This is a genomic window from Rhizobium sp. BK196, assembly GCF_014193255.1.
In the GTDB taxonomy this organism is placed as follows: Bacteria; Pseudomonadota; Alphaproteobacteria; order Rhizobiales; family Rhizobiaceae; genus Rhizobium.
The window spans coordinates 21,161-33,603 of the sequence record NZ_JACHZB010000011.1 but is presented as its reverse complement, the minus strand read 5'-3'; the positions used below and the strand labels follow the sequence as shown (position 1 = coordinate 33,603).

Sequence of the window (12,443 nt, the reverse complement as noted above, 5' to 3'; positions counted from 1 at the left end):
TCTCACGCAAACGTCCGGAACCGCCGGATCGTCTCCTCCGCGTCGTCAATTGCATCGGGCGTGCCGACCGTCAGCCAATGGCCTTCCATCATCATGCCGAAAAGCCGGCCGCGGCCGATCGCCTTGTCGAAATAGATATTCAGGTTGAAGGGTTCTTCGGGTGCATCGTCCAGCAACGCAGGGTGCATGACGATTGCACCGGCATAGACGACCGGATTGGAGGGATCGTCGCGATAGCGCGTCAATCGACCATCGGGCCTCAGGCTGAAATCGTTCTTGCCATTATGGCCGGTCGTATCTTCGATGCGCACGCAGAGCAGCGCCATATCCATACGTTCGGCATCGAAGAATCCGGCTAAGCGCCGTAGATTGCTGGGCCGGTCGGTCGGTTCACCGATCCAGAAAAGATCGGCATTCATGACGAAAACTGGTTCTCGGCCGAGCAGCTTCAGGCCCTTCGCCAGCCCGCCGCCCGAATTCATCAGTGCATTGCGCTCGTCGGAAATCAGAATATCGAGGCCGCGATAGTTTTTCAGGTGATCTTCCATCTGATCGGCAAAATGATGGACATTGATCGCGGCCTGTTCGACCCCGGCTTCGACAAGCGAATCCAGTGCATAGTCGATCATCGGCTTTCCACCGATCTTCACCAGAGGCTTCGGAATCGTGTCGGTAATCGGGCGCATGCGGGTTCCGAGTCCCGCGGCCAGTACCATGGCTTGTCTGATGGTCATGCTGGTCCGGATTTATGATTGACTGGCAGTATTCCAGCCCTTGTGCACCATTCGCGCAAGGGGGCAAGCACCTCGTGTTCCAGCGCAACCTTAAGATAGGAAAGCGTGCGCGGCATATGCTGCAGATAGCCGGGCTTGCCATCCCGCTGCAGGAGCCGCACCCAGAGGCCGGCAAGCTTGCAGTTTCGCTGCGCCGACATGATGGCCCATGCCTTCATGAATCCGGCTTCGTCGAAGCCGCCTTGGGCGCGCCGGAGCGAAAGGTAGTCATCCATCAGCTGGCGAAAAAGATCCGGCTCGATCGTGACGCGCGCATCCTGAACGAGGGAGGCAAGGTCGTAGGCGGTTGGCCCGATCATCGCATCCTGGAAGTCGATGATGCCGATCCTGCGGAATCCGCTCTCCCGCTCGCGCCAGATGATGTTGGGCGAATGAAAGTCGCGCAACAGCAGGTTCTTTTCGGCCGATTGCAGCTCGTCGATCAGATAGTCCCAGATTGCCAGATACTCGTCTCGCTCCGCATCCGTCGGTCCCGTGCCGCGCTTCCAGGCGATATGCCAGTCGAGTATCAACCGCACTTCCATCTTCATCGCTACGCGATCGAAGTCCGGAATGTGATGCGTATGCGCGGCGGAAACCGGGATATCCTGCGGGATTTTCATCGAGTGGAGATGGGCAAGGCAGGCGACGCTTTCGCGGTAGCGCTCGACGATCGGCCGGCCTTCGTCATCCAGGACACCGCCCGTGCCCAAATCCTCGATCAGCAGGATGCCTTGTTCGTAGTCGACCTTTTCGATTTCCGGCGTTGCGAAACCGCGCTCGCGCAACGCCTCGGCGATCGCCACGAAAGGATAGGCGTCCTGCGCAAGATGCGCGACCTTTGGATAGGGCTTGCCCTCATAGATCGGGGGGCCTTCCGGAGGCGGCCGCCAATCCATGAGGATTTTCCGCGTGCCATTACCGAGATGGAAATATTCATAGGCGCGAAGTGAAGCATCGCCCGTCAAGAACCGTCGCTCCACATCGCCGTAGCCAGCGTCAATGAGGAAGCGGCGGATCGCCAGCACACGATGGATTCGGGCCAATACCTTCTCCGGTGCCGTGATTGTCGCACGACGGCCGACGCCCTCATGCTCCAGCCGTAACGAGATGCGCGATATCGGCAATTCACCTTCAGCCATCTCCGGCCATTCGACGATGCAGATGCCGTTTTCAAGCGCTTCGTCGAAGCCAAGCTCCGTCAGTTCCGATGCATCGCCAAGCCGATAGAGATCGAAATGCGAAACGGGAATGCGCAGATCATAAGATTGCACCAGCGTGAAAGTGGGGCTCGGAACTTCCAGGCCGTCATCATCAGCCATGGTGCGCAGGAAAGCCCGCGCCAGCGAGGATTTTCCGGCGCCGAGATCGCCCGACAGCGCCAGGCAATCACCGGCTTTCAGCGCAAGCGCCAGATCATTGCCAAGGCGAAGGGTTGCCGCATCGTCTTCCAGAAAAAGCGAGATGATGTCGCCTTGCGTCATTCGGCGGCGACGGAATGGGGCAGGTTGATGGAAGGGATGCGGCAGGTCACCGTCGTTCCCTTGCCGGGTTCGCTGTCGATGCTGACCTCGCCATTGTGCAGGCTGACGAAGCTGTCGACGATCGAGAGGCCAAGTCCGGCACCGCCGCGCTTGCCGCTCTTCGCGCCGGTTGCGAAACGGTCGAAGACGGTAGCAACCATATCAGGCGAGATACCGGGGCCACGATCCCTTACGGAGAAGACAAAATCCGTGCCCTCGCGACGGCATTCCAGCGCGATCGACGCACCCTCGGGCGAGAAGTTTGCGGCATTGGCCAGAAGCTTCAGCAGGATTTGCTTCAGTCGCTGCGGATCGGCAACGATCGATCCGAGGTAGGCCGGGGCGGTGATTTCCAGCGATACACCGCTCTCCTGCAGCCGGTCGGCGATCTGCATGGAAACATCGTCGAGAAGGTCGGCGAGATCGATTTCCGCGTAGTTCAGCCGCATGATGCCGGCATCGACGGTCGCGAGATCAAGGATGTCGTTGACGAGCGTCAGGAGCACCGAGGACGAGGTTGCGATATGGTCGATATATTCGGCCTGCCGCTCATTCAGCGGGCCGACACCCGGGGTGCGCAGCAGATCGGTAAAGCCGATGATATTCGTCAGCGGCGAGCGCAGTTCGTAGGAGACATGCTGCACGAAGTCGTTCTTCAGCTCATCCGCCTTACGCAGCGCCTCGTTCTTTTCCGTCAGCGCCCGTTCGGCGCGTACGCTGTCTGTCATATTGACGAAGGTCAGCATGGTCTGAGCGTTCGGCAGAGGGATGACAGCAAAGTCGAGCACGAGGCCGGACAGCAGTTCGAGCGTTCCCTGGCTGGAACGACGCTCGTCGTCGAAGCTGGTGATCAGCTCCGCAAAGGTCTTCCAGCCGTCGGGCTGGTCATAGGAGGGGGCGCAGGCCTCGCCGATGCCGCGAATATGCGTGCCGGGCTTGGCTTCCGTCTCGGTAATACCCCAGAGCGCACGGAAGGCCGGGTTGGAGAGGCGGATCCGGCCGTCAGGCCCGAAGACCGCAACGCCTTCCGAAAGGTGGTCGATCGTCTCGCCCTGTACTTTCACCAGCGTATTGTAGCGCGTTTCGAGATCGACCTGCTCGGTCAGGTTCTCGAAGACCCATGTTGCGCCGCCCTGTGGATGCGCGGTCGCAAAGACACGCAGCGTCTGCCCGTTCGGCAGGTGCCAGAGGTCGGATTGTGTATCGAGCGAACGATAGACGGAAAGCGCCGTTTCCTTCCACGATTTCCAGTTCAGCTGGTCCGGCAGTTTCTTGGCTGCACGAAGGCGTTCCAGAAGCTCGCTGTTGTCAGGCTTGCTTTCGAGGAACGAAATATCGAGTTCCCAGAGCGAAACGAAGGCCTGGTTGTAGAATTGCAGCCGGCGGTCGCCGTCGAAAATAGCAACAGGGGTCGCCAGATGATCGAGTGTTTCCGCATGGCTCTTAAGCGTCCGCTCGAGTTCGGCGCGAACCGCTTCGACATCGGAAACATCGACGGCAAGGCCGGCTGAGCCGTTGGGGACCTTTACGTCGACCACATCAAAGAATGTGCGGTTGCCGCGAACGACTGTCGAAATTGTGTCATGGAAAGGCGATTCCGGCGTTGCCGTAGCGTGGATGCGCTCGCGGGCGACGGTTGTCAGGATTTCGCGGCCTTCATTGACAGCCTGCTGGGGTGATTGCGCTTCGACAGCGTCACCATAAGCGTGATTGACCCAGGTCAGACGCCCGGCGGTATCACGCTGCCAGGCCGGCATGTCGATAGCGTCGAGCATGGTTTGGAAGGCGGAGATCGACGTCATCAGCCGATCGCGCTCGATCTTCAGTTCAGCCAGCTCGGCGCGCAGATTGTTGAGCGCCACGAAGCGCACGAAGGCACGGCCGCCGGAAACCCGGCCTTGTGCTTCGATTACTTCGTCTCTGATAGTCTCGATCACCATGTCGAAACTTTCAGCCTGTTCACGCAGACGACCGACGGCCCGCTCCAGTTCGGAAGCCGATCGCGCCTTCAGCCAGAGGCCGAAGGCAAGGAACTCATTGTCCTGTGGGGCGCCGGTTTCCGGTGGGAGCTGGCCGAGGAGTTCCGGTCGGGCACCGCCATCCCAGATGACGATGCGCCGGTTCTTGTCGGCAATGAGCGCCTCATATTGGGAGATGCGCTGCTGCGCGTCCGAAAGCGCCGAGCGGATCTCGCGACTTTCATTTTCGAGATTGCCGCGCTGGCGCACCAGCCAGAGCGTCGAAAGCAGGGCAGCCGAAATTACACCGATGACGACGGAAAGGCCGACAACCTGCGAAGAAGTGAAAAGACGTGCCGATGCGCCGATAACAGGCTCCGCCTGCGCCAGAACCGGCCATGCCGGTACGGCGATTGCTGTGCTTGCAGCGCATAGTTTTGCAATACGTGCCAAAGACCATTGCTTCTGCCTGGCGGTCACAGGGACCGCGGCGAACTTATATTTTTGGCCCGCCTGAAGCGGGCGGTCAGCGGCGTAAGCGCTATCGTCCGCCTGGCAGGGCAGGCTGTGTTTCATTTTCGACATCCGAGGTATGTCTCCGTCCTTTAATGTGCCGCATCACGACAAGACATCCCATTTTCGTGGAAACGGAGAGGTCCGAAACCACGAATCAAGTCTTAAAACAATACTTCGGAAGGGAATCGACGGAAAGAGAGCGCCCAAAAAATAAGCCCCGGCATTTGTCAATGCCAGGGCCACCACATCTTGTGGATATCGAAAGCGCAATCAGTATCTGTAGTGGTCGGACTTGAACGGACCCTGCGGTTTCACGCCGATATAGGCAGCCTGTTCTTCGCTAAGCTGGGTAAGCTTCACGCCGAGCTTGTCGAGGTGAAGGCGCGCAACTTTCTCGTCGAGGTGCTTCGGCAGGATGTAGACTTTGCTTTCGTACTGACCGGGCTTGGTGAAGAGTTCGATCTGCGCCAGCGTCTGGTTAGTGAATGAGGCTGACATGACGAAAGACGGATGGCCCGTCGCATTGCCGAGGTTCAAGAGGCGACCTTCGGAAAGAAGGATGATGCGGTTGCCCTTCGGAAACTCGATCAGATCGACCTGCGGCTTGACGTTGGTCCACTTCAGGTTACGCAGCGCTGCGACTTCGATTTCGTTGTCGAAGTGGCCGATATTGCCGACGATCGCCATATCCTTCATCTGACGCATGTGGTCGATGCGGATGACGTCCTTGTTCCCGGTGGTGGTGATGAAGATATCGGCCGAGGAAACGACGTCCTCGAGCAGAACGACTTCGTAACCGTCCATCGCGGCCTGCAGGGCGCAGATCGGATCGGCTTCCGTGACCTTGACGCGGGCGCCGGCGCCGGAGAGCGAAGCGGCAGAACCCTTGCCTACATCGCCGTAACCGCAAACGACGGCAACCTTGCCGGCCATCATGACGTCGGTGCCGCGGCGGATCCCGTCGACCAGCGATTCCTTGCAGCCATATTTGTTGTCGAACTTCGACTTGGTGACGGAGTCGTTGACGTTGATCGCCGGGAAAGGCAGAAGGCCCTTCTGGCTGAGCTGATAAAGGCGGTTGACGCCAGTCGTGGTTTCTTCGGTCACGCCCTTGATGGCATCGCGCTGCTTGGTGAACCAGCCGGGCGTTGCGGCAAGGCGCTTCTTGATCTGGGCGAAGAGGATTTCCTCCTCTTCCGAATGCGGGTTGGATAGAACGTCCTCACCGGCTTCGGCACGAGCGCCGAGCAGGATATACATGGTGGCATCGCCGCCATCGTCGAGGATCATGTTGGAGAAACCGCCATCGCTCCACTGGAAGATCTTGTCTGTGTAGTTCCAGTAGTCGACGAGGGACTCACCCTTGATCGCGAAAACCGGAATGCCGGCGGCGGCGATCGCTGCAGCGGCATGGTCCTGCGTCGAGAAGATGTTGCACGAAGCCCAGCGAACTTCGGCGCCGAGCGCAACCAGCGTCTCGATGAGAACGGCCGTCTGGATCGTCATGTGCAGCGAGCCGGTGATGCGTGCGCCCTTCAGCGGCTTGGATTCACCGAATTCGGCCCGGCAGGACATGAGGCCGGGCATTTCGGTTTCGGCGATGGTGATTTCCTTGCGGCCGAAATCTGCAAGACCGATATCGGCGACAACATAATCTTTCTCAGTGCTCATAGGGCTCTCCAGGCTGAAAACGGCTCAAAAAAACGTCGCAAGGACGCAACGATGACCGCAACGGATCGAACAGGTGCGGGTGCACGTCATGCTCGCCGTTTAGCAGGCTTCGGTCACGAAGGCAACGGGGATATAAAGAGGTCTTTATATCTTTATATGGCGTTGAAGATCAAATTTCTTCGCCGAACTTGTTCTGGATCAGCTGATCGAGGGCATTCAGCGCTTCGGCAGCCTGGTTGCCGCTCGCCGAGACGATGACACTGGAGCCGGGGCTCGCCGCAAGCATCATAAGGCCCATGATGGAGGTGCCCCCAACCGTCATGCCGTCTTTGGAAACGGTGATCGTGGCATCGAACGCATCGACCGTCTGAACGAACTTTGCCGAAGCGCGCGCATGCAGGCCGCGCTTGTTGATAATGAGGATTTCGCGGGAGAGCGGTGTCATGGAGGCTTCTTACTTTCCGCTTAGAACCCGGCTCGCAACATTGATGTATTTACGACCTGCCTCGGAAGCCTCAGCAAGCGCCTTTTCCATATTGTTCTCGCCGCGCACGCCGGCGAGCTTGATCAGCATCGGCAGGTTGACGCCGGCGATGACTTCGGTATGGCCGCTGCTCATCACTGAGATGGCGAGATTGGAAGGCGTGCCGCCGAACATATCGGTAAGAATGACGACGCCATGACCGTCGTCTGCGCCGGAAACGGCCTCAAGAATATCCTGTCGTCTCTGGTCCATATCGTCTTCCGGTCCGATGCAGACCGTTTCTATGAATTTCTGAGGACCGACGACGTGCTCTACGGCATGACGAAACTCTTCAGCCAGCTTGCCATGAGTGACAAGCACAAGTCCGATCATGATATTACTGCTCCCATGGCATACGCAAATCGTGGCCCCAATATCGCAACGCAGCAATTACGTCCACCAGTGGGGGCACATCTTGGCGATCAAAAGCCGAAGTGCAAGATAAAAATACAAATATGTAGGCCGTATCGGGACCTGCGGAAGACTTCAGCTTCCGATTTCCGGCGCTTTCGCCATCAACACCGCAAGGGGTAGTGGAAGATTGGGCAGCAGCCGCAGTACGGGCAGTTCGAAACCCGCGGCAACAACAACCGTTTCTCGCTCGGGAGGGATCCGGTTTTCTCCGGTCGCGCTGGCCGGCAGAACTGCAAAATGCATCGTCGCCTGGGTAATATGATCTTGCTCTACGATGCCGGTGCCGCGCAATTCGATGAGCCCGGCAATGGCGGGCGGACAGGCGGCCGTGATTGCTCCATCTTGCTTTGAAAGAAGCACCTGATCATCAGCCACGAGAACAGAGAAAACACCCTGCCGCCGCGCCTCCACTATGCAGGTAAAGGCGGTCATCGACTTGCCCCAGCCTGACGGGCCGGTGAACAGCAGGCCGGTCTTTCCGATGACGATTGCGGTGGCGTGGATATTGATCATGCTGCGGCATCTGCCGGAAGGGCAAGGATGAAGCGGGCGCCAAGCAATTTGCCATTCTCGTCGTCGACGATGTTCTCGGCTCGCAGAGAACCGCCATGCGCCTCGGCGATCTGCCGGCTGATGGAAAGTCCGAGACCTGAATTTTGGCCGAAGCCTTCTGATTCCGGCCGGTCGGTATAAAAGCGTTCGAAGATGCGGTCGATATTCTCCGCCTGGATGCCCGGACCGTTGTCTTCGATATAGACGACGCAGCGCGAGCGAGTGCGGACAAGTCGGACCGTAATCTTGCCGTTATGCTCAGGCACGAAGGAACGCGCATTTTCAATCAGGTTGGTGATGATCTGGCCGATCCGCAGGTCATGGCCATTGACGACGAAACGCGTCTTCACATTCGGCTTGCGGTCGATGACATATTCGATCTCGACCTGCTTCTTGGTACTGCGAATCTGGCGTGACACATCGATCAGATCGCGCAGTAGTACTTCCAGATCGACGGAGCCGGCATCGACGCGTGCGAGCTCCGCATCGAGACGGGATGCGTCTGAGATATCGCTGATCAGGCGGTCAAGGCGGCGTACATCGTGCTGAATGACATCCATCAGCCGCTTCTTGGAATCGTCGGATTTGGCAAGTGGTAGCGTTTCGACGGCGCTGCGCAGCGAGGTCAGTGGGTTCTTCAATTCATGACTGACATCGGCCGCAAAGCTTTCGATCGCATCGATCCGGTCATAAAGGGCGGTCGTCATCTCACGCAGAGCGATGGAAAGGTTGCCGATTTCATCCTGGCGCACGGAGAAATCAGGAATTTCTTCACGCTCCTTGGCGCCTCGGCGCACGCGGATCGCGGCGGCCGAAAGCCGCCGCAGCGGATTGGCGATGGTCGAGGAAAGAACCAGCGACAAGAGCACGTTGACGAGCGTTGCGACACCAAAGACACGCATGATGGCAAGGCGCTCGGCATGCACGATATTGTCGATATCGCCGGCCTGCGTCGAAAGCAGCAATACGCCGAGCACGGCGCGGAAGCGCTGGACCGGCACGGCAACCGAGACGATAAGTTCGCCTTTTTCCGTCGTGCGCACGACCGCGCCGCGTACACCCGTCAGCGCATTCATCACTTCGGGATAGATGGAGCCATCGCCGCCCGGCGCCTCCTTGTAGACGGGAAGATTGCCCGGCTGCAGCGCCTTGTTGAAGAGCGCTGTGAACCATTCGCTCCAGGTCTGCTTTTCTTCTTCCACCGGCGGCAGATCGAAACGAAGAACCTGTCCGCGCGAATAGAGATGGCGGGAATCGAGCAGCAGATTGGCGTCGGCATCGAAGATGCGGGCTCGGGTGCGGGTCGGCGAGATCAGCCGGCGAAGAACCGGTGCTACCTTTTCCGGGTCGATCGGAAATTCGAGATCCTCGTCGTTCGGTACCGGCGTAATGCTCTGGCCTGCCTGCAGTTCGAGCAGCTTCTGCGGATCGATGGTAATCGAATTCGTATCGACGGAGGCTGAGGCCGAAACCGCGCCGGCGATGATCTCGCCCTGCGTCAGCAGGCTCTCGACGCGCGCGTCGATCAGGCCTTCACGGAACTGGTTGAGGTAGAGAATGCCACCGACTAGGACGAGCAGGGCCGCAAGGTTGAAGAAGACAATGCGGCGCGTGAGGCTCGAAAAGACGGCGTTGCCGAAAATTCGGCGGATCAGGGTGAAGGGATGCGACCAACGCCGGCCTCTGACGCGGCGGGTGCTCACGCCCTCCGCATCGTCCAAATCCCTTTCCTGCACCAACTGTGCCAATGACGGCCCTTTCGCAGGGCGGGGCCGTTTGATTGGCCCGCCGCCCTCAATCGTCTCTTGCCGCGCCTCTTGGCGTCAGGCTGCTTCGCGGAAGCGGTAACCCACACCGTAAAGCGTTTCAATCATATCAAAGTCAGTATCGACCATCTTGAACTTCTTGCGCAGCCGCTTGATGTGGCTGTCGATGGTGCGGTCATCAACATACACCTGTTCGTCATAAGCGGCATCCATCAGGGCATCGCGGCTTTTCACCACACCCGGGCGCTGGGCCAGCGAATGCAGAATAAGGAATTCCGTGACGGTGAGGGTGACGGCCTCACCCTTCCAGGTGCAGGTGTGGCGTTCCTGGTCCATGACCAGCTGGCCGCGCTCGAGCGAACGGGCCTGCTGAACCGCACCCGCCTTTGGCGTGCCGACAGCGGCAACGCCGCCGGTTGCGGCTGCTTCACGGCTCGAAGCGCGGCGCAAAACGGCGCGAACACGCTCGACCAGAAGACGCTGCGAGAAAGGCTTGGTGATGAAATCGTCTGCGCCCATCTTCAGGCCGAAGAGTTCGTCGATCTCTTCATCCTTGGAGGTGAGAAAGATGACGGGCATGTCCGATTTCTGGCGGAGGCGGCGCAGCAGCTCCATGCCGTCCATGCGTGGCATCTTGATATCGAAAATCGCCAGCTGCGGCGGGCGAGCGAGTAGACCATCCAGCGCAGAAGCGCCGTCCGTGTAGGTCTCGACCTTATATCCTTCGGCTTCCAGTGCAATCGACACGGAAGTGAGGATGTTGCGGTCGTCATCAACGAGCGCGATTGTCGGCATGGTGTTGGTCTCCGTCATCAGTGCGCAATCTCCCGGATTGGTCGTCCCCAGGCGGTCTTCGTGACCGGTTGCGCTTATGGAGGATAAAGGTGGAACAAATTGTGGCAAAGATAAAGGGGTAGATTGCCAGTTCTGGCGGTTCACAATCAAAAGTGGTGCGACTAGTTGTTTCAACAGGAGGTCTTCAAACGATTTAAAACTGGCTTACGGAATTTAAATCGATTAATTGTTTGATATCATTGTATTTTTCGGGATTAATGCTATTGCCATTTAAAATTTCTCCTTTTACTTTCAGGCAGATTTTAATGGCCAAGGCGCCTCAGCGAAGGGAAAAGCTATGGAGACGTTCGGAGTTCATAACCAGGCAATCGAGCTGGCGACGATCGGTTTCAGCGGCGTACGGAGCGTACGTTACAACCTCTCCGCCGCTCTTCTCTATGAGGAAGCGATTCGCCGGGGAGAGGCCGAACTGACAGCCCAGGGCGCCCTCCGTGCCACCACCGGCCAGCACACAGGCCGCTCGCCACGTGACAAGTTCGTCGTCCGCGATGAAAACACCGACGGCCAGATCTGGTGGGACAACAACAAGCCGATGTCGCCGGAGCATTTCGCCCTGCTGCATAAGGACATGCTGGCCCACGCGGCCGGCAAGGACCTCTTCGTACAGGATCTCGTCGGCGGCGCCGATGCAGGCCACGCGCTGCCGACTCGCGTTGTGACCGAATTCGCCTGGCATTCGCTTTTCATCCGCAACCTGCTGATCCGTCCGAAGGCCGATACGCTTGCAAGCTTCGCACCGAAGCTGACGATCATCGACCTTCCGAGCTTCAAGGCCAATCCGGATCGTTATGGCTGCCGCACTGAAACGGTGATCGCCTGCGATCTGACGAACGGCATCGTTCTGATTGCTGGCACCTCCTATGCCGGCGAGATGAAGAAATCGGTCTTCACTGTGCTGAACTATCTGCTGCCGGAAAAGGGCGTGATGCCAATGCACTGCTCCGCCAATGTCGGCCCGGCAGGCGACGCCGCCGTCTTCTTCGGTCTCTCGGGCACCGGCAAGACGACGCTTTCGGCAGATCCGGCCCGCACATTGATCGGCGATGACGAGCATGGCTGGGGCGAAAACGGCATCTTCAATTTCGAAGGCGGCTGCTATGCCAAGACCATTCGCCTCTCGGCAGAGGCGGAGCCGGAGATCTACGCAACGACCCAGCGCTTCGGCACCGTGCTTGAAAACGTCGTTCTCAACGAAAACCGCGAGCCGGATTTCGACGACGCGTCGCTGACCGAAAACACGCGCTGTGCCTACCCGATGGATTTTATTCCGAATGCATCGGAAACCGGCCTTGCGCCTCATCCGAAGACGATCATCATGCTGACGGCTGATGCCTTCGGTGTCATGCCGCCGATCGCCAAGCTGACGCCCGAGCAGGCCATGTACCACTTCCTATCCGGCTACACCGCCAAGGTGGCAGGCACGGAAAAGGGTGTCACGGAGCCGGAAGCAACCTTCTCGACCTGCTTCGGCGCCCCCTTCATGCCGCGTCATCCCGCCGAATACGGCAATCTGCTGAAGGAGCTCATCGGCCGACACGGCGTCGAGTGCTGGCTAGTCAACACTGGCTGGACCGGTGGTGCTTACGGCATCGGCAAGCGCATGCCGATCAAGGCAACGCGCGCACTTCTGACGGCCGCCCTTTCCGGCGAACTCGCCAAGGTCGAGCTTCGCATCGATCCGAATTTCGGCTTCGCCGTTCCGGTCGCAGTCGAAGGCGTTGATACCTGCATCCTCGATCCGCGTTCGACTTGGGCCGATAAGCAGGCTTATGACGCGCAGGCCGAAAAGCTGGTCTCCATGTTCATCGCCAACTTCGCCAAGTTCGAAAACCATGTCGACGGCGGCGTGCGCGATGCAGCGCCCGGCATCAAGGTTGCAGCCGAGTAACTCG

10 protein-coding genes are annotated in these 12,443 nt (G+C 58.9%); 1 reads left to right on the top strand and 9 read right to left on the bottom strand.

Going from position 1 to position 12,443, the window contains the following annotated elements; translation table 11 throughout:
- Nucleotides 1-2: 2 nt before the first annotated feature.
- From FHT78_RS27355 to FHT78_RS27315, 9 genes are all read right to left on the bottom strand, one after another.
- Nucleotides 3-734: a nucleotidyltransferase family protein gene (locus FHT78_RS27355; protein ID WP_183749694.1), complete on the bottom strand. Its 732-nt coding sequence runs from the start codon at nt 732-734 to the stop codon at nt 3-5.
- Nucleotides 731-2,257 (bottom strand): tRNA (adenosine(37)-N6)-threonylcarbamoyltransferase complex ATPase subunit type 1 TsaE, encoded by a 1,527-nt coding sequence (gene tsaE / locus FHT78_RS27350; protein ID WP_183749693.1) that lies wholly within the window; start codon nt 2,255-2,257, stop codon nt 731-733. The genes FHT78_RS27355 and tsaE overlap by 4 nt, the downstream gene beginning before the upstream one ends.
- Entirely contained in the window at nt 2,254-4,839 is a 2,586-nt protein-coding gene (locus FHT78_RS27345) for a PAS domain-containing sensor histidine kinase (protein WP_183749692.1), read from the bottom strand. The genes tsaE and FHT78_RS27345 overlap by 4 nt, the downstream gene beginning before the upstream one ends.
- Nucleotides 4,840-5,040: 201 nt before the next feature.
- The gene (gene ahcY, locus FHT78_RS27340) at nt 5,041-6,441 is read right to left on the bottom strand and encodes an adenosylhomocysteinase (RefSeq protein ID WP_183749691.1); all 1,401 of its coding nucleotides are present in this window, start codon (nt 6,439-6,441) and stop codon (nt 5,041-5,043) included.
- 169 nt (nt 6,442-6,610) lie between these two features.
- Nucleotides 6,611-6,886 (bottom strand): HPr family phosphocarrier protein, encoded by a 276-nt coding sequence (locus FHT78_RS27335; protein ID WP_183749690.1) that lies wholly within the window; start codon nt 6,884-6,886, stop codon nt 6,611-6,613.
- A 9-nt stretch (nt 6,887-6,895) separates the two neighbouring features.
- Nucleotides 6,896-7,297 (bottom strand): PTS sugar transporter subunit IIA, encoded by a 402-nt coding sequence (locus FHT78_RS27330; protein WP_007813746.1) that lies wholly within the window; start codon nt 7,295-7,297, stop codon nt 6,896-6,898.
- A gap of 153 nt (nt 7,298-7,450) precedes the next feature.
- Nucleotides 7,451-7,891: a serine/threonine protein kinase gene (locus FHT78_RS27325; RefSeq protein ID WP_183749689.1), complete on the bottom strand. Its 441-nt coding sequence runs from the start codon at nt 7,889-7,891 to the stop codon at nt 7,451-7,453.
- Nucleotides 7,888-9,678 (bottom strand): sensor histidine kinase, encoded by a 1,791-nt coding sequence (locus FHT78_RS27320; protein WP_183749688.1) that lies wholly within the window; start codon nt 9,676-9,678, stop codon nt 7,888-7,890. Before FHT78_RS27320 ends, FHT78_RS27325 begins: the two co-directional genes overlap by 4 nt.
- 75 nt (nt 9,679-9,753) lie before the next feature.
- Nucleotides 9,754-10,491 (bottom strand): response regulator transcription factor, encoded by a 738-nt coding sequence (locus FHT78_RS27315; RefSeq protein WP_210278563.1) that lies wholly within the window; start codon nt 10,489-10,491, stop codon nt 9,754-9,756.
- 337 nt (nt 10,492-10,828) lie between these two features.
- On the opposite strand from FHT78_RS27315, the gene FHT78_RS27310 reads away from it, so the two are divergent.
- Entirely contained in the window at nt 10,829-12,439 is a 1,611-nt protein-coding gene (locus tag FHT78_RS27310) for a phosphoenolpyruvate carboxykinase (RefSeq protein ID WP_183749686.1), read from the top strand.
- Nucleotides 12,440-12,443: the final 4 nt, after the last annotated feature.